At 59.8% G+C, this 22,555-nt stretch carries 18 protein-coding genes; 9 read left to right on the top strand and 9 right to left on the bottom strand.

What is annotated here, in order from left to right; genetic code table 11:
* The first annotated feature begins 227 nt into the window (after positions 1–227).
* The 5 genes from JH25_RS08715 to JH25_RS08735 all read left to right on the top strand — a co-directional run bounded on the left by JH25_RS08715 (position 228) and on the right by JH25_RS08735 (position 4,154).
* Positions 228–716, top strand: coding sequence for a DUF3015 domain-containing protein (locus JH25_RS08715; protein WP_003194274.1), 489 nt, complete (start codon positions 228–230; stop codon positions 714–716).
* Between the two features lie 92 nt (positions 717–808).
* On the top strand, positions 809–2,662 hold the full coding sequence (locus JH25_RS08720; RefSeq protein ID WP_032879412.1) for an Lnb N-terminal periplasmic domain-containing protein: 1,854 nt from the start codon (positions 809–811) through the stop codon (positions 2,660–2,662).
* Between the two features lie 169 nt (positions 2,663–2,831).
* Positions 2,832–3,137 (top strand): chorismate mutase, encoded by a 306-nt coding sequence (locus tag JH25_RS08725; protein WP_032879411.1) that lies wholly within the window; start codon positions 2,832–2,834, stop codon positions 3,135–3,137.
* A 92-nt stretch (positions 3,138–3,229) separates the two neighbouring features.
* Positions 3,230–3,586 (top strand): hypothetical protein, encoded by a 357-nt coding sequence (locus tag JH25_RS08730; RefSeq protein WP_032879410.1) that lies wholly within the window; start codon positions 3,230–3,232, stop codon positions 3,584–3,586.
* A gap of 70 nt (positions 3,587–3,656) precedes the next feature.
* On the top strand, positions 3,657–4,154 hold the full coding sequence (locus tag JH25_RS08735) for a GreA/GreB family elongation factor (protein ID WP_032879409.1): 498 nt from the start codon (positions 3,657–3,659) through the stop codon (positions 4,152–4,154).
* On the opposite strand, the gene gdhA is transcribed toward JH25_RS08735, so the two are convergent.
* A complete protein-coding gene (gene gdhA / locus JH25_RS08740; protein WP_032879406.1) occupies positions 4,151–5,488 on the bottom strand; it encodes an NADP-specific glutamate dehydrogenase in 1,338 nt (445 codons plus the stop codon). The two genes, JH25_RS08735 and gdhA, sit on opposite strands and share 4 nt — an antisense overlap.
* A gap of 348 nt (positions 5,489–5,836) precedes the next feature.
* Positions 5,837–7,501 (bottom strand): energy-dependent translational throttle protein EttA, encoded by a 1,665-nt coding sequence (ettA, locus tag JH25_RS08745; RefSeq protein WP_005791601.1) that lies wholly within the window; start codon positions 7,499–7,501, stop codon positions 5,837–5,839.
* A 284-nt stretch (positions 7,502–7,785) separates the two neighbouring features.
* Here ettA and JH25_RS08750 point away from each other — a divergent pair, with 284 nt between their 5' ends.
* Positions 7,786–11,637, top strand: a complete 3,852-nt coding sequence (locus JH25_RS08750) for a sensor domain-containing protein (protein WP_032881208.1) — start codon at positions 7,786–7,788, stop codon at positions 11,635–11,637.
* Between the two features lie 230 nt (positions 11,638–11,867).
* Entirely contained in the window at positions 11,868–13,121 is a 1,254-nt protein-coding gene (gene glyA, locus JH25_RS08755) for a serine hydroxymethyltransferase (RefSeq protein ID WP_005791605.1), read from the top strand.
* A gap of 177 nt (positions 13,122–13,298) precedes the next feature.
* On the opposite strand, the gene yjiA is transcribed toward glyA, so the two are convergent.
* From yjiA to JH25_RS08770, 3 genes are all read right to left on the bottom strand, one after another.
* The gene (gene yjiA, locus JH25_RS08760; protein WP_032879403.1) at positions 13,299–14,258 is read right to left on the bottom strand and encodes a GTPase; all 960 of its coding nucleotides are present in this window, start codon (positions 14,256–14,258) and stop codon (positions 13,299–13,301) included.
* A 189-nt stretch (positions 14,259–14,447) separates the two neighbouring features.
* Entirely contained in the window at positions 14,448–14,645 is a 198-nt protein-coding gene (locus JH25_RS08765; protein ID WP_003194308.1) for a YbdD/YjiX family protein, read from the bottom strand.
* 15 nt (positions 14,646–14,660) lie between these two features.
* Positions 14,661–16,727 carry a carbon starvation CstA family protein gene (locus JH25_RS08770; RefSeq protein WP_005791609.1) on the bottom strand — a complete coding sequence of 689 codons (2,067 nt, stop codon included), beginning with the start codon at positions 16,725–16,727 and terminating at the stop codon, positions 14,661–14,663.
* A 173-nt stretch (positions 16,728–16,900) separates the two neighbouring features.
* On the opposite strand from JH25_RS08770, the gene JH25_RS08775 reads away from it, so the two are divergent.
* Complete coding sequence (locus JH25_RS08775; protein WP_032879401.1) at positions 16,901–17,269, top strand: PilZ domain-containing protein; 369 nt, start codon at positions 16,901–16,903, stop codon at positions 17,267–17,269.
* 82 nt (positions 17,270–17,351) lie between these two features.
* Here the strand turns inward: JH25_RS08775 and radA are convergent, their stop codons facing one another.
* From radA to katB, 3 genes are read right to left on the bottom strand one after another with little or no spacing between them, the layout of a single operon-like run.
* Complete coding sequence (gene radA / locus JH25_RS08780; RefSeq protein WP_005791613.1) at positions 17,352–18,719, bottom strand: DNA repair protein RadA; 1,368 nt, start codon at positions 18,717–18,719, stop codon at positions 17,352–17,354.
* Between the two features lie 35 nt (positions 18,720–18,754).
* A complete protein-coding gene (locus JH25_RS08785) occupies positions 18,755–19,294 on the bottom strand; it encodes an ankyrin repeat domain-containing protein (protein ID WP_032879399.1) in 540 nt (179 codons plus the stop codon).
* 57 nt (positions 19,295–19,351) lie between these two features.
* Positions 19,352–20,893 (bottom strand): catalase KatB, encoded by a 1,542-nt coding sequence (gene katB / locus JH25_RS08790; RefSeq protein ID WP_032879397.1) that lies wholly within the window; start codon positions 20,891–20,893, stop codon positions 19,352–19,354.
* A gap of 287 nt (positions 20,894–21,180) precedes the next feature.
* Between katB and mscL the strand changes: the two genes are divergently transcribed.
* A complete protein-coding gene (gene mscL / locus JH25_RS08795) occupies positions 21,181–21,600 on the top strand; it encodes a large-conductance mechanosensitive channel protein MscL (RefSeq protein WP_005791618.1) in 420 nt (139 codons plus the stop codon).
* A 40-nt stretch (positions 21,601–21,640) separates the two neighbouring features.
* Here mscL and JH25_RS08800 read toward each other — a convergent pair whose 3' ends face one another.
* The gene (locus tag JH25_RS08800) at positions 21,641–22,417 is read right to left on the bottom strand and encodes a ferredoxin--NADP reductase (RefSeq protein WP_032879395.1); all 777 of its coding nucleotides are present in this window, start codon (positions 22,415–22,417) and stop codon (positions 21,641–21,643) included.
* Between the last annotated feature and the right edge of the window lie 138 nt (positions 22,418–22,555).

Below are 22,555 nucleotides of genomic sequence, written 5' to 3'. Positions count from 1 at the left end.
CTGGCTCCGGGTTGAGCGCTCTGGCAAGGCGCGCTTTCGGGAAAGCATAGCCACCGCACGCGTCCTACAAAAAAATCGCCTGAGACTTAATGTTTATAAAAAAACACGGAACCCTAGGAACGTGCCTAAACTCCAAACTGCGCGGGTTGGACTAATAACTGGCCCCTAGGGTGCTGAGAAGCACCTGAACCCTTGTCCATTGGTTTGCACACAAAGAGAACAAAGCTATGAAACGGATCCTTCTTGGTACTCTCTTCACCGTCGTCTCCCTCAATGCAATGGCAGAAGCACCAGGTGGCCCGAACTGCGGTTGGGGCAACATGTTGTTCGAAGGCCAGCGCGGTACTCCGGCTCACTTCCTCGCTTCCACCACCAACGGTACCTCGGGTAACGCCACCTTCGGCATGACCTCGGGCACCAACGGTTGCAGCACCAACAGCGCCCTGACCTACGGCGGCAAGTCCTGGATTGCCATGAATGGCATGATGAACGAGCTGTCCGAAGACATGGCCAAAGGCAACGGCGAAGCACTGACCACCTATGCCGTGGTACTGGGTGTTGCCCCGGAAGATCGCGATCACTTCGCGGCCGTGACCCACGAGCACTTCCAGCAGATCTTCAGCAAGGCTGACGTGACCGCTGACGACGTGCACAACAACACCATTGCTGTACTGAAAAGCGATGCCCGTCTGGCGAAATACGCTACCCAGGCTTAAGCTCGACCCGCCCGCGTCTTTCGAGGCGCGGGTTTTATTTTTTCGACCTGCCCCCCTTGGGTCTTTTTTTCAGTCCGACTTAAGTAGCCCCCATGCTCAAACGCCTCGCTTGCCTGGCTCTCTTCGCCTGCGCCCCGCTGCATGCGGCACCGCACCTCGACGATCAACGTTTGCAGCAACTGGCCAATGATCCGTTCTGGCTGTCGCTGGGGCATTACGAAGCCGGCAAGATCAGTGGCTGGCGCAGCTATGTCAGCGACAAGAAATTCTTCCTCGCCGCCGACGGCGCCCATCACCCGGACGCCGAACTCAAGGCCACCGTGCAAGCGCTGTATGCACCGGCCAGCCTGGGTGAGAAGCACGCCCAGTGTGTGTACCCCGCACGTACCCGCTGGCTCAAGGATCAGTTGCACCTGACTGACCTGCCCGCCCTGGACTGCAAGGAATTCACCCAATGGTTCAAGGACGTCGCGCCCCATAGCGCGGTGATGATCTTCCCCGCGGCCTATCTCAACAGCCCGTCGTCGATGTTCGGCCACACTTTGCTGCGGATCGACCAGGCAGATGTGCAAAGCAACAACACTGCGCTGCTCAGCTACGCGATCAACTTCGGCGCCTATATCGAAGGCTCCGACAACAGCATCCTGTATGCCTGGAAGGGCCTGATGGGCGGCTACCCCGGCCTGTTCGCCCTGGTGCCCTATCAGGAGAAACTCTCCGAATACCGCAGCCTGGAAAACCGCGACCTATGGGAATACCGCCTGAACCTCACCGAGGTCGAGACCAAGCGCATGGTCGAGCACGTGTGGGAGCTCAAGCAGATCCAGTTCGACTATTTCTTCTTCGACGAAAACTGCTCCTATCGCCTGCTGGAACTGCTGCAAGTGGCCCGCCCCGGCCTGCGCCTGACCGAGCAATTCCCCCTCACTGCGATCCCTACCGACACGGTCAAGGCCGTCAAGGAAGCGGGCTTGGTGGAGAAGATCGACTATCGCCCCTCGCGTGAACGCGAACTGCTCGAACGCGCCAAGCCGCTGGACAGCGATGAGCAACAGTGGGTGTTGAAAGTCAGCGATGACCAGAAGCAACTGCAAGAGCCCGCATTCAAGGCCCTGCCTCGCGAGCGCCAGGCGCTGATCATCGATGCCGCCTACCGCCTCGGCCGCTACCGCGCCAATGGGCTGGAACGCGACACCGAACGCTCCCAACGCAGCTTCGAACTGCTGCGGGCGATCAACCAGAACCCTGCGCCAGACCTCAAGATCACGCCGCCTGGTTTGCCGGAAAACGGCCACCAGTCACGCACCTGGCAAGCCGGCATCGGCACCCGTGGCGACAAAGCCTTTGGTGAATATGGCCTGCGCATGGCCTATCACGACCTTAACGACAACGCCGAAGGCTTCCCCCTCGGCGCCCAGATCGAAATCCTGCAAATGAAACTGCGCCAGTACGAAGGCAATCACTGGCAGTTGCAGCAACTGGACCTGGCCACCATCCGCTCGCTGACGCCGCGTAACGCGCTGCTGCAACCCTGGTCATGGCAAGTGACTGGCGGCCTGGAACGGGTACCGGGCAAGCACGACGACGAAACCCTGGTCGCCCACGTCAACGGCGGCGCCGGCGGCACCTGGCAACTGAGCGACGACATGCTCGGCTTCGCCCTTGGCACCGTGCGCGTGGAACACAACAACGATTTCAGCGAAGCCATCTCGCCCGCCGCCGGCTTCAACACCGGCGTGCTGTGGAAAAACCCACTGGGCAACCTGAGCCTGGAAGCCAAGGGGGATTTCTTTACCAATGGTGAAGTGCGGCGCAGCATCAGCCTCAACCAGCAGTGGGAACTGTCGCGCAACCTGGGCCTGCGCCTGAGTGCGCAGCGTGAATACAGCCACTTATCCACGCCCGTGAATGAAGTGATGCTTGAAGTGAAGTGGTACCACTACTGACATAGGCCTGGCGAAGATCAAAATGTGGGAGGGGGCTTGCTCCCGATGGCAGAGTGTCAGTCACCGAATACGAGGCTGAAACAACGCTATCGCGGGCAAGCCCGCTCCCACACTTGACCGCATGCTTTCAAAACCATCGCGTTGCCTGTCCAATAGGAGCTCTATCAACATGGCCGTTAATTGCACCACCCTCGAAGAAGTCCGCGAAAACATCGACCACCTTGACCAACAAATCGTCACCCTGCTCGCCGAGCGAGGCCACTACGTATCTCAAGCAGCGCGCTTCAAAAAAGATTCGGATAGCGTCAAGGCGCCGCAACGAGTTGAGCAGGTGATCGCCAAGGTGCGGGGGTTGTCCGAGGTAGTAGGCGCTAACCCAGAGGTAACTGAGCAGGTGTATCGCGCGATGATTGCGGCGTTTATCCAGCAGGAGTTGGCTGAACATGCCGCTCTGACGGTCAACGAGGCCTTTTAACCCAACACATTTCTCACCGCCCTTTCACACCGCCCCCACAAATCACTGACTAGACTCCCCTTATCAGCCGTGAATCGGCCAGGGAGTACGCCATGTGGCGGTATGCGGTAATGCTGTGTGCAATGGTGTGTTTGTCAGGCTGCCAATCCACTCACCAAGAGTTGCTGGCCAAGGGTTATCCACCCGCCTTTGCCGATGGCTTTGACGACGGTTGCAGCAGCGGTCGCCAGGCCGCTGGGGTGATTACCGGGGAGTTTCGCAAGAACGTTCCACGCTATTTGAAAGACCGGCAATACGCCGAAGGCTGGGAAGACGGGTTTCGCCAGTGCAAAGCCATGCGTGAGAACGAAGAGCTGCGCGACTACCAGGAAAACCGCAACAACGACCGCGAGCGCGAGTGGCAGCAGGAAAAAGACCGCGATGCGGCCAAGGCGTATCGCTCGCAATAGGTCGTTTGCAGAGATCCATCGAAACTAAAGCACGGCAAACATGGCCCAAATGCCATAGAGGGAGAACACCATGAGCCGAGCTTTTGTAAATGAAGACAACGCCGCCGCCCAGGCCGACCAGCCGGTGGAGCGTCAGGTCAGCGAACAGCCCAACCGCCTGACCGCGCAAGGGTTGGCGCAGTTGCAAGCCAAGGTGGCGCAATTGCAGCTTGAGTACAGCGCCGAGTCCGCCAAAGGTGAGCAGGCCGATAAGCAGCGCCAGGCGGATCTTGAGCGGGACCTGCGTTACTTCAACCAGCGGGTGCAAAGCGCTCAGGTGGTCGCGCCGGCGACAGCCACCGACAAGGTGCAGATCGGCAGCTGGGTCACGTTCGCCAATGAGCAGGACGAGCAACAGCGCATTCAATTGGTAGGTGAGGATCAAGCCGACGCCAACGCCGGTTTGATCAACTGGGGCTCGCCTCTGGGCCGCGCCTTGTTGGGGGCCCAGGTGGGCGACGAGGTGCTGTGGAAGCGCCCCGTCGGCGATCAGTTGATCGAAGTGCTGAGCATCGAGCCCGAGGTTTAGACGATACCTTGGGCCAGCATCGCGTCAGCCACTTTAACGAAGCCTGCGATGTTGGCGCCCTTGACGTAGTTGACCCGGCCGTTTTCTTCACCGTAATGCACGCAGGCATGGTGGATCGACTGCATGATGTTGTGCAGTTTGCTGTCCACTTCCCCGGCGGTCCACAGCAGGCGCATGGCGTTCTGCGACATTTCCAGGCCGCTCACTGCCACACCGCCGGCGTTGGACGCCTTGCCAGGCGCAAACAGGATGCCCGCGTCGATGAAGATATCCACAGCCTCCAGGGTGGTCGGCATGTTGGCGCCTTCGGCCACGCAGATGCAGCCGTTGCGCAACAGCGTGCGTGCGGCTTGGGCGTCGAGTTCGTTCTGGGTGGCGCATGGCAGCGCGATATCGCACGCCAGCTCCCAAGGGGTTTGGCCTTTGCGGAATTCCAGGCCGAAACGTTCAGCCAGTTCACTGATACGCCCGCGCTGTACATTTTTCAGCTCCAGCAGGGCCGACCATTGTTCTTCGGTCAAACCACTTTCGGCGTACAGGGTGCCTTCGGAGTCCGACAGGGAAACCACCTTGCCGCCCAGGTCCATGACCTTGCGCGCCGCGTATTGCGCCACGTTGCCGGAGCCGGACACCGCCACCCGCTTGCCTTCGACCCGCTGACCTTGGCGCTTGAGCATTTCCTCGGCGAAATACACACAGCCGAAACCGGTGGCTTCCGGACGAATCAGGCTGCCGCCATAAGTCATGCCTTTGCCGGTCAGCACTGAAGTGAATTGATTGCTCAGGCGCTTGTACTGGCCGAACAGAAAGCCGATTTCCCGTGCGCCCACACCGATATCGCCGGCCGGCACGTCGACGTCCGCACCGATGTGGCGGTACAACTCGCTCATGAACGCCTGGCAGAAGCGCATCACTTCGGCATCGCTCTTGCCCTTGGGGTCGAAGTCCGAGCCGCCTTTACCGCCGCCCATGGGCAGCGAGGTCAGGGAGTTTTTGAAGGTCTGCTCGAAGGCGAGGAATTTCAGCACGCCCAGGTTGACCGAAGGGTGAAAGCGCAAGCCACCTTTGTACGGGCCAATGGCGCTGTTCATCTGGATACGGAAACCGCGATTGACCTGAACCTTGCCGTGATCATCCACCCACGATACCCGGAAGGTGATGGCGCGTTCCGGTTCGCAAATGCGCTCCAGAATGCCCGAGGTCAGGTAGTGGGGGTTGGCTTCAAGAAAGGGCCACAGGCTGCGCAGGACTTCTTCTACAGCCTGGTGGAATTCCGGCTGGTCGGGGTCTCGTTTCTTGAGGCGGGCCAGGAAGGATTCGACGGATTCGATCATGAAAAGTCTCGGCAAATTGATTGTTGTTAAACAGAGAATGAGCCGGACTTTATCAATTCATTTCGCACCGTGACAGGGCAAAATGTCGCTTTTGTGAATTTAAATGGTGCATTGGATATAAATAATCAGGATTTTTGCCCTCTAACAGGGATTTCAACGCGAGATATGCACCAATAGTTAAACCGCTATCGCAGGCAAGCCAGCTCCCACATTGGACCGTGTCGTAGCAGAGGTACTCGATCTAATGTGGGAGCTGGCTTGCCTGCGATGAAGTCGCCTCGGTCCACCTGAACAGCGCCCCAAAAAAAACGGAGCCCGAAGGCTCCGCTTTTTTCAAACCAGCCCGAATCAGGCCAGTTTTTTGTGACGCACACGGTGCGGCTGGGCAGCTGCTTCGCCCAAGCGCTTTTTACGGTCTGCTTCGTACTCGGTGTAGTTACCTTCGAAGAACACCGCCTGGGAGTCATCTTCGTACGCCAGGATGTGGGTCGCGACGCGGTCAAGGAACCACCGATCGTGAGAGATCACAATGGCGGCGCCCGGGAAGTCCAGCAGGGCTTCTTCCAGGGAACGCAGGGTTTCAACGTCGAGGTCGTTGGACGGTTCGTCGAGCAGCAACACGTTGCCGCCCTCTTTCAAGGTCAGGGCCAGGTGCAAGCGACCACGCTCACCGCCGGACAGGTCCTTGACGAACTTCTGCTGATCGCCGCCCTTGAAGTTGAAACGGCCGACATAGGTGCGCGACGGGATTTCATAGTTGCCGATGCGGATCTGGTCGGAGCCGTCGGAGATCTGCTGGAACACGGTCTTGCTGCCGTCGAGGTCGTCGCGGCTCTGGTCTACACAGGCCAGTTGCACGGTGTCGCCGATCTCGATGCTGCCGGAGTCCGGAGTCTCCTTGCCCATCAACATGCGGAACAGCGTGGACTTACCCGCACCGTTACCACCAATGACGCCGACGATCGCGCCTTTTGGCATGGAGAACGACAGGTTGTCGATCAGCACGCGGTCGCCATAGCCCTTGGATACGTTCTTGAACTCGATGACCTTGTCACCCAGGCGCGGACCGGCCGGGATGTAGATCTCGTTGGTTTCGCTGCGCTTCTGGAATTCCTGCGACTGCATCTCTTCAAAGCGTTGCAGACGGGCCTTGGATTTGGACTGGCGGGCCTTGGCGCCTTTGCGCACCCACTCCAGCTCTTCCTTCATGGCTTTTTCGTGGGCCGATTGCTGCTTGGATTCGGCGGCCAGACGGTCGGACTTGGCTTCCAGCCAACCGGAGTAGTTGCCCTCGTAAGGGATACCGGCGCCGCGGTCGAGTTCGAGGATCCAGCCGGCAACGTTGTCCAGGAAGTACCGGTCGTGCGTGATCGCAACCACGGTGCCCGGGAAATCGTGCAGGAAGTGCTCCAGCCAGGCGACGGAATCGGCGTCCAGGTGGTTGGTCGGTTCGTCGAGCAGCAGCATATCGGGAGCCGACAGCAGCAGGCGGCACAGGGCCACACGACGTTTTTCACCACCAGACAGGTGCTCGACCTTGGCGTCCCACGCCGGCAGGCGCAGCGCATCGGCGGCGACTTCCAGTTGGCGCTCCAGGTTGTGACCGTCGCCAGCCTGCAGGATGGCTTCGAGCTTGGCCTGCTCGGCGGCCAGCTTGTCGAAGTCGGCATCCGGTTCGGCGTAGGCGGCATACACCTCGTCGAGGCGCGCTTGGGCGTCCTTGATCACGCTGACGGCCTCTTCAACCACTTCGCGCACGGTCTTGGTCGGGTCCAGGATCGGCTCTTGCGGCAGGTAACCGATATTCAGGTCCGGCATCGGGCGGGCTTCGCCTTCGAACTCGGTATCGACGCCGGCCATGATTTTCAGCAGCGTGGATTTACCCGAGCCGTTGAGGCCGAGCACGCCGATCTTGGCGCCTGGGAAGAAGGACAACGAAATGTTTTTCAGGATTTCCCGCTTCGGCGGAACAACTTTTCCCAGCCGATGCATGGTGAAGACGTATTGAGCCATGGTGAACCTAGCGTCAGTGACTGATGAATTAAGCGGACGAAGCCCGTGCCAGGCCATGCGCCGCGCGGGCCTTTGACTATCATCAATGCCTGCGTGGGGAAAAAGCCTGAATGTCTGGGGCTGGAACGCCCCCGCGTAACCGGCAAAGCTACCTGAATGCGCTGGGGCAGTCCAGCCAGGGAGGACTGGCACTTTGCCACAACTCAAGGCATGCTAGCCGCCCTCCGGGCGTCCGGCTTATAGTGCACGTCGCGCGCCAGTCCAGCCAACCGCAGGATCACAGCTTGTCCAAAGTCACGCCGCCCACTCCCTTGCGCGCCGCTCATATTGCGCCGGGAGCGCCCCTGCACGGTACCTTGAAGGGCGCATTGGCGACGCTTGTGCTGATGTTGCTCGCGTTATTGTTCTGGCAACTGCTTGACCAGTTGCAGCAAAACCAGAAAAACCAGCAGCAATACACCATCGACTACAGTGCTGACTTGGCCGAGCAGATCAGCCAGAGCATGGCACTGAGCGCGCAGATCGCCCTGAACCTGCTGCCCATTGTCGAGCCGCCGCGCAATGCCGAACAGCAGCAGGCCTTGATGCGCACGTTGCAGCGCTCGTTGCCGGACCTACGCAGCTTCGCCCTGCTCACCCCCAACGGCGCACTGATCAGCGACACTGCCGAAGGCAGCCAAGACAATGCCCTGCTCGAAGACCTGGTCAAGCGCAGTCACGCCCAGTCTTACTACCTGAGCAACGACAATGACGGCACGGTCATCTATCTGTTGCTGCACCAACCCAGCGGTGGCTCCAAGGTGTACTGGGCCTTGCGCCTGGCCCCCAATTACCTGGCCAACCTCACACGGCAGGACATTCAGGGCCAGCGCCCGATGTGGGCGATCGAGAACAGCCTGAACCATCGTGTGGTCAGCCGTGACAGCGGGATGCCCGCGCAGTGGCCCAGCGCCCTGACGCCGGAAGAATTGAACCGCAGTGTGCTGGTCACGCCCTTGAGCAAAAGCGACTGGCAACTGCGCGGCCTGTTTGACCGCAGCGCGGTGCTGGAACAACTGCTGCCTGCCTTTATCGGCAAGTGCCTGCTGGGCCTGGCATTTTCGCTTGTCCCGGTGATCGTGCTGCTCAACATGCGCCGCCGCCAACGCCAGGTGCATGAAGGCCGGCGACGCTATCAGGACATCTTCGAAGGCACAGGCGTGGCCTTGTGCGTGCTTGACCTGGCGGGGCTCAAGGCGTTTTGCAACAAGACCCAGGTACAAAGCCGCGAACAGTTGCACGCCTGGTTGCAGGCCAACCCCGCCGAGCGCAAGCAACTGCTCAAGGAGTTGCGCGTCACCGAGGTCAACCAGATGGCCGTGCGCCTGCTCAACGTCGCGTCCTGCGAGCAGGCATGGGAACGCCTGATCGATGATTGCCCGAGCAATGCCACGTCCATCGGCTATCAGGTGCTGGAAGCTGTACTGACCCGGCAAAAACAGCTGGAGCTGGAAATCCAGCTCAACGACGTGGCCGGCAACGAACAGTACCTGTGGCTGGTGATGCGTTTGCCGGAGCAGCAGGATGACGTCAAGGCCGTAATCCTCAGCATCAGCGACATCACCAGCCGCAAGCTGATCGAGTTGTCGCTGGTGGAGCGCGAGAGCTTCTGGTCGGATGTGGTGCGTACGGTGCCCGATCACCTGTATGTGCAGGACGTGATCAGCCAGCGCATGATTTTCAGCAACCATCATCTGGGCCACACCCTGGGCTACAACAAAGCCGAACTGCAGCAAATGGGTGAGTACTTCTGGGAAATCCTGCTGCACCCCGAAGACGCCGAGCACTACCACGACTCGCGTGAGCAGCAACGCCAGGCCGCTTACACGACCCAGTTGCACTGCCAACTGCGCTTTCGCCACCGCAATAACCAATGGCGCCGCTTCGATATTCGCGAACAGGCCCTGGCCCGGGATACGTCCACGGTGGTCACTCGGATCATCGGTGTGGCCAAGGACATTACCGACCAGATCGAAGCCAGCGAATCCCTGCGCGACAGCGAGCAGCGCTACCGCATGTTGGCTGAAAGCATCAGCGACGTGATCTGCTCTACCGACAGCCAACTGGCTCTGAATTACATCAGCCCATCGGTCAACACCGTGCTGGGCTATGACGTGGATTGGGTGTTCAAGCATGGCTGGCAGTCGATCGTTGCCAACCCGCAACAGTTGACCGGCATTTATAGCCTTATGGAACAGGTCAGTCGCGCCCTCGGCAACCCCGAGGCGTTGAACACCTTGCGCGATGAAGTCCAGACCCAACTGTTCCTGTTCGACTGCCTGCGCGCCGACGGGCGCAAAGTACCGATCGAACTACGCCTGGTGCTGGTGTGGGATGAACATGGCGCCTTTGAGGGCATCCTCGGCGTGGGCCGCGATATCAGCCAGCAACGCCGCGCCGAAAAAGACCTGCGCATGGCGGCCACGGTCTTCGAGCACTCAACCTCGGCGATCCTGATCACCGATCCGGCCGGCTATATCGTGCAAGCCAACGAGGCGTTCAGCCGGGTCAGCGGGTATGAAGTGGCGGACGTGCTCGACCAATTGCCGAACATGCTCACCGTCGACGAGCAGCAGGAAGCCCACCTGCGTTATGTGCTCAAGCAACTGCACCAGCACAGTACCTGGGAAGGCGAAGTGTGGCTCAAGCGCCGCAACGGCGAGCATTACCCGGCCTGGGTCGGCATTACGGCGGTGTTCGACGACGAAGGCGACCTGGCCAGCTATGTGTGTTTCTTCAGCGATATCAGCGAGCGTAAGGCCAGCGAACAGCGCATCCACCGCCTGGCCTACTACGACGCCCTGACCCACCTGCCCAACCGCACGCTGTTCCAGGACCGTCTGCACACGGCGTTGCAGTCGGCAGAACGGCAGAAGTCGTGGGTGGTGTTGATGTTCCTCGACCTCGACCGCTTCAAGCCGATCAACGACTCCCTCGGCCACGCCGCCGGCGACCGTATGCTTAAGGAAATGGCGACGCGCCTGCTCGGTTGCGTGGCCGAAGACGACACCGTGGCGCGCATGGGCGGCGACGAGTTCACCCTGCTGTTGCAACCACGGGTCAGCCGCGAAATGGCGCTGAACCGCGCGATTCATGTGGCCGAGCAGATTCTGGCCAGCCTGGTGAAGCCATTCGTGCTCGAAGGCCGCGAGTTTTTCGTGACCGCCAGTATCGGCATCGCCCTCAGCCCCCAAGACGGCAACGAGCTGAGCCAACTGATGAAAAACGCGGATACGGCGATGTACCACGCCAAAGAACGCGGCAAGAACAACTTCCAGTTCTACCAGGCCGACATGAACGCCAGCGCCCTGGAGCGTCTGGAGTTGGAGAGCGACCTGCGCCACGCCCTGGACCAGAACGAATTCGTGCTGTATTACCAACCGCAATTCAGCGGCGACGGCAAACGCCTGACCGGTGCCGAGGCCCTGCTGCGCTGGCGCCACCCGCGTCGCGGGCTGGTGCCGCCGGGGGATTTCATTCCGGTATTGGAAGAACTCGGGCTGGTGGTGGACGTGGGCGATTGGGTGATCAGCGAAGCCTGTCGCCAACTCAAGACCTGGCACCAGAACAAGGTGCGGGTGCCCAAAGTCTCGGTGAACATCTCGGCGCGACAGTTCTCCGACGGCCAGCTGGGCACGCGCATCGCCACCATCCTCAAGGACACTGGCCTGCCGCCAGCGTGCCTGGAGCTGGAGTTGACCGAAAGTATCCTGATGCGTGAAGTCAACGAAGCGCTGCAAATCCTCGCCAGCTTGAAGAACCTGGGCCTGAGCATCGCGGTGGATGACTTTGGCACTGGCTATTCATCGCTTAACTACCTCAAGCAATTCCCCATCGACGTGCTGAAGATCGACCGCACCTTCGTCGATGGCCTGCCCTCCGGTGAGCAGGACGCACAGATCGCCCGGGCGATCATTGCCATGGCCCACAGCCTGAACCTGGCGGTGATCGCCGAAGGTGTGGAAACCCACGAGCAATTGGACTTTTTGCGCGAGCATGGCTGTGATGAGGTCCAGGGTTACCTGTTCGGGCGGCCGATGCCGGCGAATCGGTTCGAGGCGCAGTTCAGCAATGATGCTCTCTTCATGTTCGACTGAAGTGCTGCAGTGGAGCTTATGGCCTCATCGCAGGCAAGCCAGCTCCCACATTTGACTGTGTGAGCCCGATCAAGTGTGGGAGCTGGCTTGCCTGCGATGGGGCCAGTGCCGACACCGCCCATCCCCAGATGAGCCCCACTTGTCCGCGACATGATGTCCTTTCATATGCCATCTAAAACCCATTGGGTTAGAATGCCCTCCTTTTCTGCCCCCGATCCTTGAGGACCGCCATGTTCAGCCGTGATTTGACTATTGCCAAGTACGACGCCGATCTCTTCGCCGCCATGGAGCAAGAAGCCGTGCGCCAGGAAGAGCACATTGAGCTGATCGCTTCGGAAAACTACACCAGCCCTGCGGTGATGGAGGCTCAAGGTTCGGTTTTGACCAACAAGTACGCCGAAGGCTACCCGGGCAAGCGCTACTACGGTGGTTGCGAGTACGTCGACGTGGTTGAGCAGTTGGCCATCGACCGTGCCAAGGAGCTGTTCGGCGCCGATTACGCCAACGTCCAGCCACACGCCGGCTCCCAGGCCAACAGCGCCGTGTACCTGGCCCTGCTGCAAGGCGGCGACACCATCCTGGGCATGAGCCTGGCCCACGGCGGTCACCTGACCCACGGCGCCAGCGTTTCTTCCTCCGGCAAGCTGTACAACGCCGTCCAGTACGGTATCGATGCCAACGGCCTGATCGACTACGACGAAGTCGAGCGCCTGGCGGTCGAGCACAAGCCAAAAATGATCGTGGCTGGGTTCTCTGCCTACTCGCAGATCCTGGATTTCCCACGCTTCCGTGAAATCGCCGACAAGGTCGGTGCCTACCTGTTCGTCGACATGGCCCACGTGGCCGGTCTGGTGGCAGCGGGCGTGTACCCGAACCCAGTGCCTTACGCTGACGTGGTGACCACCACTACCCACAAGACCCTGCGCGGTCCACGTGGCGGCCTGATCCTGGCTCGCGCCAACGCCGAGATCGAGAAGAAGCTCAACTCCGCGGTATTCCCCGGCGCCCAGGGTGGCCCGCTGGAGCACGTGATTGCCGCCAAGGCGATCTGCTTCAAGGAAGCACTGCAGCCTGAGTTCAAGACCTACCAGCAACAAGTGGTGAAGAACGCCCAGGCCATGGCCGCTGTGTTCATCGAGCGCGGTTTTGACGTGGTGTCCGGCGGTACTGAAAACCACCTGTTCCTGCTGTCGCTGATCAAACAGGACATTTCCGGTAAAGACGCTGACGCCGCCCTGGGCAAAGCCTTCATCACCGTGAACAAGAACTCCGTGCCGAACGACCCACGTTCGCCGTTCGTCACCTCCGGCCTGCGCTTCGGCACCCCGGCTGTGACCACCCGTGGCTTCAAGGAAGCAGAGTGCAAGGAACTGGCCGGCTGGATCTGCGACATCCTGGCTGACCTGAACAACGAAGCCGTGATCGACGCGGTACGTGAGAAGGTCAAGGCCATCTGCAAGAAGCTGCCGGTTTACGGCGCTTGATTGCAGTTGCTTGAATGAAAAGCCCGGCTCTTGAGCCGGGCTTTTTTATTTCAATTTGAAATGCATTCAATTGTGGGAGGGGGCTTGTTCCCGATAGCAGTGTGTCAGTCACTTATATGTTTACTGACCCACCGCAATCGGGAGCAAGCCCCCTCCCACAGTTGATCGCATTTCAAGTCAGGCTTGGTAGACCTTGGCAAAACCTTCGCGGATCTTGTCCTCCGGCAGCTCATCGGCAATAAACACAATCACACTCTCCCGCGCCTCGCCCTCGGCCCATTCGGTGTCCCAGTCAAAACCATAGAGTTTCAGCACGCCCTGGAACACCATGCGTCGATCCTCCCCGGCAATATTCAGCACGCCCTTGTAGCGCAGCAGCTGCTTGCCGTGGTCTTCCAGCAGTTCGTTCATGAACTCACTGAGGCGGTCGATATCCAGCGGTTGGTCGGTGCGCAGCACCAGGCTGGAAATACGGTCGACCGATGGCGCAGCGCTGACCGGGCGCAGGCTCATGCCGGCATTGAGGTTGAAGCCGCGCACATCCAGCAACTCAGCCAAGTCGATCTTGCCGTGATCCACCACACGGATCGGCGCACGCCGGTTGATACGGGTCAGGCGCTGACTGAGGGCGTCGAAGGTGGCGTTGTCCACCAGGTCGCGCTTACTCACCAGCAGGCGGTCGGCAAAGCCGATCTGGGCCTGGGCGATGGTCTGGGTCAGGTGATGCTCGGCGTGGGCGGCGTCCACCAGGGTAATGATGCCGTCGAGGATGTAGCGCTCGCGCAGTTCTTCGTCGATGAAAAAAGTCTGGGCCACTGGTGCCGGGTCGGCAAGGCCGGTGCATTCGATCACCAGGCGGTCGAAGGCGATTTCGCCACTGTCCAGACGCTCAAGCAGCAGGTACAGGGCCTTGGTCAGGTCGGTGTGGATGGTGCAGCACACGCAGCCGTTGGACAGGGTCATGACTTGTACCGGCTCGTCGCCCAAGAGCTGGGTGTCGATGCCGGCGTCACTGAATTCGTTTTCGATCACGGCGATTTTCAAGCCGTGCTCGGCCTTGAGCAGATGGCGCAGCAAGGTGGTCTTGCCGGCACCGAGGAAGCCGCTGAGGATGGTGACGGGGATGGGAGAGGACAAAACTATTCTCCTGATAACTGAATAAACACAAAACAAATGTGGGAGCAAAGGCCCCTGTGGGAGCTGGCTTGCCTGCGATGCAGACAACTCGGTGCTTCAGTCAGACCGAGGTGATGCTATCGCAGGCAAGCCAGCTCCCACAGAAAGCCCTGCTCCCACAGGGGTATCGCATTGGCCCGCGTTACCGGGTCAACAGCACTTCGGACCACCCTTGCCGCCGTAACGGGCCTCCTGGCGTTCGCGGAAGAACGCCTTGTAGTCCATCACCGGCTTGTCCGGGTGTTTGGTTTGCATATGCTCGACGTAGGTGTCGTAGTCGGGCATGCCGACCATCAGGCGCGCGGCCTGACCGAGGTATTTACCGAGGCGACTGATGTCATTGAACATAGTGGCAATCCTCGCTTATGCGTCCGGTACGGCCTGGAATGGCGCTTCTTTATCCGTACGCTCTTTGTTGCCCCAGGCGGCTACGCCGACTTTGAGCGCATAGAACAGGATGCTGAATACCACGAACAGGAACAGCGCCGTCAGCGTTGCGTTGGTGTAGGCGTTCCAGATCACATGCTGCATCTGGTCGATGCTCTTGGCCGGGGCGAGGATCTGACCGTTGGCCAGGGCATCGCTGTATTTCTTGGCCAGCGACAGGAAGCCGATCGCCGGGTTGGCGTCGAACAGCTTGATGAAGCCTGCGGTGGTGGTGCAGATCAGCAGCCAGACGGCCGGCAACATGGTCACCCAGATGTAGCGCTGGCGCTTCATCTTGATCAGCACAACGGTCGCCAGCATCAGCGCGATACCCGCCAGCATCTGGTTGGAGATACCGAACAGCGGCCACAAGGTGTTGATACCACCCAGCGGGTCGATTACGCCCTGGTACAGCAAGTAACCCCACATCGCCACGCAGCCTGCGGTAGCAATCAGGTTGGCGGTCCAGGACTCGGTGCGTTTGAGCGCAGGCACGAACGAACCCAGCAGGTCCTGCAGCATGAAGCGACCGGCACGGGTACCGGCATCGACCGCCGTGAGGATGAACAGCGCTTCGAACAGGATCGCAAAGTGGTACCAGAACGCCATGGTGTTTTCACCTGGCAGCACACTGTGCAGGATCTGTGCGATACCGACCGCCAGCGTCGGCGCACCGCCGGCACGCGCCAGGATGGTGGTTTCACCGATATCGTGGGCAACAGCCGACAGCGCTTCAGGGGTAATTGCAAAGCCCCAACTGCTGACGGTTTGCGCCACGGTGACCACGTCAGTACCGACAATCGCCGCCGGGCTGTTCATGGCGAAGTACACGCCAGGCTCGATCACCGAAGCGGCAACCATCGCCATGATGGCCACGAACGACTCCATCAACATGCCGCCATAACCGATGTAACGGGCGTGGCTTTCACTGGCGAGCAACTTGGGCGTGGTGCCCGAAGAGATCAGCGCGTGGAAGCCCGAGACCGCGCCACAGGCAATGGTGATGAACAGGAACGGGAACAGGCCGCCCTTCCACACCGGGCCAGTGCCGTCGATGAACTGGGTCAGTGCCGGCATTTTCAGGTCAGGCATGGTGACCAGGATGCCAATCGCCAGAGCGATGATGGTGCCGATTTTCAGGAAGGTAGACAGGTAGTCACGCGGCGCCAGGATCAGCCATACCGGCAGAACAGCGGCAACGAAGCCGTAGCCGATCAGCATCCAGGTGATCTGGATCCCGGTGAAGGTGAAGGCTTTGGCCCAGACCGGGTCAGCGGCAATCTGCCCGCCCAGCCAGATCGAACCCAGCAGCAACAGCACGCCGATGATCGAAATTTCACCAATGCGGCCCGGGCGGATGTAGCGCATGTAGATGCCCATGAACATCGCAATCGGGATGGTCGCCATCACCGTAAAGATGCCCCACGGGCTCTCGGCCAGGGCCTTGACCACGATCAGTGCCAGCACCGCGAGGATGATGATCATGATCAGGAAGCAGCCAAACAGGGCGATGGTCCCGGGAATGCGGCCCATCTCTTCGCGAACCATGTCACCCAGGGAACGCCCGTTGCGACGAGTGGACAGGAACAGGATCATGAAGTCCTGCACCGCACCCGCCAGCACCACACCGGCAATCAGCCACAGGGTGCCGGGCAGGTAGCCCATCTGCGCCGCCAGCACCGGACCGACCAACGGGCCTGCACCGGCAATCGCCGCAAAGTGGTGACCGAAAAGGATATGTTTGTTGGTCGGCACGTAGTCCAGACCGTCGTTATTGACCACTGCGGGGGTGGCCCGCCGAGGGTCGAGTTGCATCACGTTATTGGCGATGAACAGACTGTAGTAACGGTACGCAACCAGATAGATGGCCACAGCAGCGACCACAATCCACAAGGCGTTGATCGCCTCGCCGCGGCGCAAGGCCACTACGCCCAGGGCGCACGCTCCTACGATTGCCAGCACCAGCCAGGGTAGGTGGCGTAGCAGGCTATTATTATTTTTCATTTTTGTATTCCAGCCAGGGTGGACAGAAAGGACAGCCAGCCCGAGTTTAGCGCTGTTGGCCTCAAAGACCAGCCCCCTACGTTGGTCTAGAGCCTTCTATGCGGCAAAAAAACGAAATAAATGCCAAATGATGGCGCAAGGCTACAATCCTCCTATCCACCGAGGGCTTCACCATGACTGAGCAACCGTCTGATCGCCGCCGTTTTCGCCGGATTGCTTTTGATGCCAAAACCGAAATTCGGCAAAACGGATGGGATTTTCCGGTGAAACTGGTGGATCTCTCGCTAAAGGGTCTACTAGTCGTGCGCCCCGAAGACTGGAAGGGGAACAAGGCGCTGCCGTTCGACGTAGACATACGCCTGGATCCGAAAGCGCATATAAAGATGCAAGTGAAGCTGAGCCACGAGGATCAGGGGCAGTTGGGCTTCGTGTGCCAACATATCGACCTGGATTCGATCAGCCATTTGCGGCGCTTGATTGAATTGAACCTGGGTGATGAGGAAGAGCTACACAGAGAGCTGGCGGCATTGCTGGAAATCTAGAAGCCAACACAACTCAAATGTGGGAGGGGCGGTGCGACGATTCGACTTGCTCCCTCCCACATTGGATTTGCAATGCTGGTGATTATTCGAACAGTGCATCCAGCGCCTGCTCCAGGCGCGTCACCCCAATCACCTGCAAACCTGCCGGCATTTCCTTCGGCGCATTGCCCTTGGGCACGATCGCCCGCTTGAACCCATGCTTGGCCGCCTCCTTCAACCGCTCCTGCCCACTGGGCACCGGGCGGACTTCACCCGACAGGCCGACCTCACCAAACACCAGCAGATCATGGGGCAGCGGCCGATTGCGCAGGCTGGACATCACCGCCGCCATCAGCGCCAGGTCGGAGGCGGTCTCCAGCACCTTGACGCCGCCCACTACGTTAAGGAAAACATCCTGATCATGGGTCGGAATGCCGCCGTGACGGTGCAATACCGCCAGCAACATCGCCAGACGGTTCTGGTCCAGGCCAAGCGTGACCCGCCGCGGGTTGGCCAAATGGCTGTCATCCACCAGCGCCTGGACTTCCACCAGCATGGGCCGGGTACCCTCCCACGTCGCCATCACCACACTGCCCGGGACTTCTTCCTGGGCACGGGTGAGAAAAATCGCCGAGGGGTTGGAGACTTCTTTCAGCCCACGGTCAGTCATGGCGAACACACCCAACTCGTTCACGGCGCCAAAGCGGTTTTTTACCGCCCGCAGCAAACGCAGGCGGCCATCGGACTCACCTTCGAAATACAGCACGGTATCCACCATGTGCTCCAACACCCGTGGCCCGGCCAGCGCGCCTTCCTTGGTCACGTGGCCGACCAGGAAGATCGCCGTGCCGCTCTGCTTGGCGTAGCGCACCAACAGCGCCGCACTTTCGCGCACCTGGGACACGCCGCCCGGCGCCGATTGCAGTTGCTCGGTGAAAATCGTCTGGATCGAGTCAATCACCATGACCTTGGGCTTTTCGATCCGCGCCGTGGCGATGATGCTTTCGATGCAGGTTTCGGTCATGACCCGCAGCTGGTCCTGGGGCAGGCCCAAGCGGCGGGCGCGCATGGCCACTTGCTGTTGGGATTCTTCACCGGTGACGTACAGCGCCGGCATACGGCTGGCGATGCTGCACAGGGTTTGCAAGAGGATGGTCGACTTGCCGATGCCCGGGTCACCGCCGATCAGCACCACCGATCCATCGACCAGGCCACCGCCAAGTACGCGGTCCAGTTCGCCGGACGCGGTGGAGAAACGCGGGATCTCTTCGACGCTGACCTCGGCCAGGGTCTTGATCTGTGCCTGTTGCCCGGTCCAGCCGGCGCGGCCGGTGGGGGCTGCGGCACCACCGCTTTCAATCATGGTTTCAGTCAGGGTGTTCCACGCACCGCATTCGGAGCACTGGCCCGCCCATTTGGGAAAGGTCGCGCCGCACTCCGTGCAGCCGTACATGCGCTTGGCCTTTGCCATGTGAGAACCTCCAACCGAAAAACCGCGATGATAGCTCAGCGCGACGCCGGGGTCCGGATTTCGCCACTGGCCAAACGTGAAGCACTGTTACCGACGGGGTCCTCGGCGTTCAGGTCTGCGCCTTTGGCTTGCAGTTCACCCAGCAACTCGACGCGTTTGAACATCCCGGCGTACATGGCGGCAGTCTGTCCCGCGCCATTGCGTTGGTCCGGGTTGCAGTCGGTGGCCAGCAGGCGCTGGGCGATTTTCAGCTCACCCTTGAAGATCGCGCCCATCAGCGCCGTGTTGCCGCGTTTGTCCTGTACGCAGGCGTTGGCACCCGCGTCGAGCAGACGCTCCACGTACGAGCCCTGGCCGTGATAAGCGGCGAGAATCAGTGCCGTGTAGCCTTTGTCATCCTGGGTGTTGAGGCTGTAGCCGGAGTCGATAAAGGTATTGAGCATGTCGAGGTCGCCACGGCGAGCGGCGTCGAAGTAGTAATCCTGCAACTGGGCTTTGAGCGCCACCGGGTCGGGAGACTCCGCATGGGCGACAAAGGCCAGCATGGCCATCAGTAAACCGATAGAGATACGCATAGGGGCTTCTCCTGCCAAAGGTCGACGCCCGTAGAGGCGCCGACCGCAACCAACGAATCAGTCAGTCAGTTTTTCCGCCAGCGCCTTCACGCGAGCCAGATCACCTTTGGCCACCTTGGTCACGCCGGTGCCGTATTCCGGATCAGCCTTGTAAAGGAACGACAGGATGATGTGCTTGCTCTCGTCATCGGTGGTGGCCAGCGAGCCGCCGAAATTGTCGATCAAGTCCTGACGCTCTTTCTTGGTGTAGGAGCGGTACAGGTCACCGGCCTGTTTGAAGTTCTGCTCGCGCTGGATCTTCGCCTGCTGGGTGCTGCCCGACAGCGGCGACTGGCTGTAGCGCGCGGTTTGCGGCTCTTCGCGTGGCAACAGCCGGCTTGGCTGGTAGTTCACGCCGGTGGTGGTCTTGCCGAAGTTCATCGCACCGTCCTGGTTACCGTTGTTGACGGTGACCCGTGGAGCGTTGATCGGCAGTTGCAGGGCGTTCGCACCCAGGCGGTACATTTGCGTATCGGCATAGGAGAACACCCGGCCTTGCAGCAGACGGTCTTCCGACGGCTCGATGCCCGGCACCAGGTTGGCAGGCGCCATCGCGACTTGCTCGGTTTCCTGGAAGACATTGGCCGGGTTGCGATTGAGCACCATCTGCCCGACTTTACGCTCCGGTACATCCGGCCAGATCTTGGTGGCATCCAGGGGGTCGAAATCAAACTTGGCCAAGTCCTCGGGCTTGAGCACTTGCACATACAAGTCCCACTTGGGGAAGTCGCCCTTGTTGATATGGGTGACCAAGTCGTTGGTCATATGACTGTAGTCACGACCCTGTACTTCGGTGACTTGCTTGGGATCCAGGTTCTTGATGCCTTGCAGGCTCTTCCAGTGGAACTTGACGTAGTGCACTTCGCCCTTGGCGTTGATCAACTTGTAGGCATGTACGCCATTACCGTCCATCTCGCGGTAACTGGCCGGGGTACCGGAGTCCGAGTACAACTCGGTCAAAGTACGCGTGGCTTCGGGAACATGGGAGAAGAAGTCGAAACGGCGCGAGTCGTCATCCAGGTTAGTGCGTGGGTCGGGTTTAAAGGCATGGACCATATCCGGGAACTTGATGGCATCGCGGATAAAGAAGGTCGGGAAGTTATTGCCAACCAGGTCCCAGTTACCTTCGGCGGTGTAGAACTTGGTGGCAAAACCCCTTGGGTCACGCAGGGTTTCAGGGGAATGGTTACCGTGGACGACCGCCGAAAAGCGTACGAACACTGGCGTGGTTTCACCGGCGGCGAACACCTTGGCCTTGGTCAGGTCGCTGAGGTTGTCGGTCACCGTGAAGGTGCCATGGGCGCCAGTACCGCGGGCATGTACCACACGCTCGGGGATGCGTTCGCGGTCAAAGCGCTGCAACTTCTGGATCAGCTGAACGTCCTGCAACAATACCGGGCCGTTCGCTCCGGCCGTTTGCGAGTTCTGGTTATCACCGACGTTGGCCCCGTTATCGCGGGTCAGGTTGGCGGCTTGCACGGAGAGGGACAGCAGGCTTGCGGTCACCAGTGCCAGCGCGTGACGCGCGGACACGGGCCTGCGGCGGATTGGAATGTTCATCGAGGTTTCCTCTGGTTTTTTTAGCGCACATTCTGTTGTGCTTGTCAGAGGCTAGAGACCTGCGAGTCAGAAGATAAATAGAAAAACGCCACAGGCCCGATTAATAAAATAATCTGGTAACTGGCTGAAATGACGGGTAATTCGCGCGCGACTGGTGGCACTTTGCAAACTATTTGCGTTTTAATGTGTCGATAAAAATCGACAGTGTTAACAGTTGTGTCGAGCAAGCCTTGTACGACTGAATTACACTGACCTCCACCCTTCTCAACTGTAACAAGGAATAACCTATGGGCGTGATCAGTGAGTTCAAGGCCTTCGCGGTCAAAGGTAATGTGGTCGACATGGCCGTCGGTATCATCATCGGCGCCGCCTTCGGCAAAATTGTTTCCTCGTTTGTAGGCGACGTGATTATGCCGCCTATCGGTCTGCTGATCGGGGGTGTGGACTTTGCCGACCTGGCGATAACGCTCAAGGCCGCGCAGGGTGACGTACCGGCGGTGGTGCTGGCTTATGGCAAGTTCATCCAGAGCATCATCGACTTCGTGATCGTTGCTTTTGCGATCTTCATGGGTGTGAAGGCCATCAACCGCCTGAAGCGAGAAGAGGCCGTAGCCCCTAGCTTGCCACCGACGCCGACCAAGGAAGAAGTGCTGCTGGGCGAGATCCGCGATCTGCTCAAGGCTCAAAATAACAACAAACCGCTTTAATCAGCGGTTGCAAAAAGGCGCCTCGTGAGGCGCCTTTTTTCTACCAGTAATTTTCTACTGCAACCTGACCAGGGCGTCGACTCAGGCTCAGTTGCATGTCCCGTTGCTTGAGTAGCTGGCGGGTGTCATCGACCATCTGCGGATTACCGCAAATCAATACGCGGGAGTGTTCCGGCGTTAACTCAAGGCCGGCCGCACGCTCCAGTTCGCCATTTTCGATCAGCGTGGTAATGCGCCCGTTGAGCGCACCCGGATATTGCTCGCGAGTGACGATGGGGATGTAGGTGAGTTTATGCGCGTACTCGGCCAAGTACTCGCGCTCCCCCAGTTCCTTGATCAGCGCCTGGTAAGCCAGCTCTTTCGCTTCCCGCGCGCTGTACACCAGAATGATGCGTTCGAATTTTTCCCAGACCTCAAAGTCCTGCAGGATCGACAGGAACGGCGCAACCCCTGTGCCGGTGCCCAGCAGCCACAGGTCGCGCCCGTCGACAAAGCGATTAAGGGTCAGGAAGCCGGTGGCCTGGCGCTCTACCAACAAGGTGTCGCCAACCCGCAGCCGGCTGAGTTCGCTGGTGAACTCCCCGCCAGGGACAACGATGGAAAAAAAGTCGAGATGCTCATCAAAAGGCGATGACACCACAGAATAGGCACGCCACACGGTGCTGCCATCGGCCTTGGTCACACCCAGGCGCACGAACTGGCCGGCGGTAAAGCGAAAGCCTGGGTCGCGAGTGGTGCGCAGGGTGAAGAGGCTGGGGGTCAGCGATTGCACGTCGAGCAAGGTCTGGCGGGTAAATTTCTCAGCACTGGCCGTCATGGGAGGCTCCGTTTTGCACAGGCCGCTAGTGTCTCTCAAAGCAGATGACGCAAACACCGTTGATTTGTACTGGCATTGCATTTACCCATCGCGCACCGCCTGTCATTGACGCAAGTGAGCCAGCGGTTCACCCGCAAT

The organism is Pseudomonas sp. BRG-100, assembly GCF_000737955.1.
Taxonomy (GTDB): Bacteria; Pseudomonadota; Gammaproteobacteria; order Pseudomonadales; family Pseudomonadaceae; genus Aquipseudomonas; species Aquipseudomonas synxantha_A.
The sequence above is the reverse complement of the archived record's forward strand: the minus strand, read 5'-3'. Positions and strand labels throughout refer to the sequence as shown.

What these genes read in the sequence shown, in the direction of transcription:
- JH25_RS08715 (WP_003194274.1), top strand. Translation starts at nt 228, where the DNA reads ATGAAACGGATCCTTCTTGGTACTCTCTTCACCGTCGTCTCCCTCAAT.
- JH25_RS08720 (WP_032879412.1), top strand. Translation starts at nt 809, where the DNA reads ATGCTCAAACGCCTCGCTTGCCTGGCTCTCTTCGCCTGCGCCCCGCTG.
- JH25_RS08725 (WP_032879411.1), top strand. Translation starts at nt 2,832, where the DNA reads ATGGCCGTTAATTGCACCACCCTCGAAGAAGTCCGCGAAAACATCGAC.
- JH25_RS08730 (WP_032879410.1), top strand. Translation starts at nt 3,230, where the DNA reads ATGTGGCGGTATGCGGTAATGCTGTGTGCAATGGTGTGTTTGTCAGGC.
- JH25_RS08735 (WP_032879409.1), top strand. Translation starts at nt 3,657, where the DNA reads ATGAGCCGAGCTTTTGTAAATGAAGACAACGCCGCCGCCCAGGCCGAC.
- gdhA (WP_032879406.1), bottom strand. Translation starts at nt 5,488, where the DNA reads ATGATCGAATCCGTCGAATCCTTCCTGGCCCGCCTCAAGAAACGAGAC.
- ettA (WP_005791601.1), bottom strand. Translation starts at nt 7,501, where the DNA reads ATGGCTCAATACGTCTTCACCATGCATCGGCTGGGAAAAGTTGTTCCG.
- glyA (WP_005791605.1), top strand. Translation starts at nt 11,868, where the DNA reads ATGTTCAGCCGTGATTTGACTATTGCCAAGTACGACGCCGATCTCTTC.
- JH25_RS08765 (WP_003194308.1), bottom strand. Translation starts at nt 14,645, where the DNA reads ATGTTCAATGACATCAGTCGCCTCGGTAAATACCTCGGTCAGGCCGCG.
- JH25_RS08770 (WP_005791609.1), bottom strand. Translation starts at nt 16,727, where the DNA reads ATGAAAAATAATAATAGCCTGCTACGCCACCTACCCTGGCTGGTGCTG.
- JH25_RS08775 (WP_032879401.1), top strand. Translation starts at nt 16,901, where the DNA reads ATGACTGAGCAACCGTCTGATCGCCGCCGTTTTCGCCGGATTGCTTTT.
- radA (WP_005791613.1), bottom strand. Translation starts at nt 18,719, where the DNA reads ATGGCAAAGGCCAAGCGCATGTACGGCTGCACGGAGTGCGGCGCGACC.
- JH25_RS08785 (WP_032879399.1), bottom strand. Translation starts at nt 19,294, where the DNA reads ATGCGTATCTCTATCGGTTTACTGATGGCCATGCTGGCCTTTGTCGCC.
- katB (WP_032879397.1), bottom strand. Translation starts at nt 20,893, where the DNA reads ATGAACATTCCAATCCGCCGCAGGCCCGTGTCCGCGCGTCACGCGCTG.
- mscL (WP_005791618.1), top strand. Translation starts at nt 21,181, where the DNA reads ATGGGCGTGATCAGTGAGTTCAAGGCCTTCGCGGTCAAAGGTAATGTG.
- JH25_RS08800 (WP_032879395.1), bottom strand. Translation starts at nt 22,417, where the DNA reads ATGACGGCCAGTGCTGAGAAATTTACCCGCCAGACCTTGCTCGACGTG.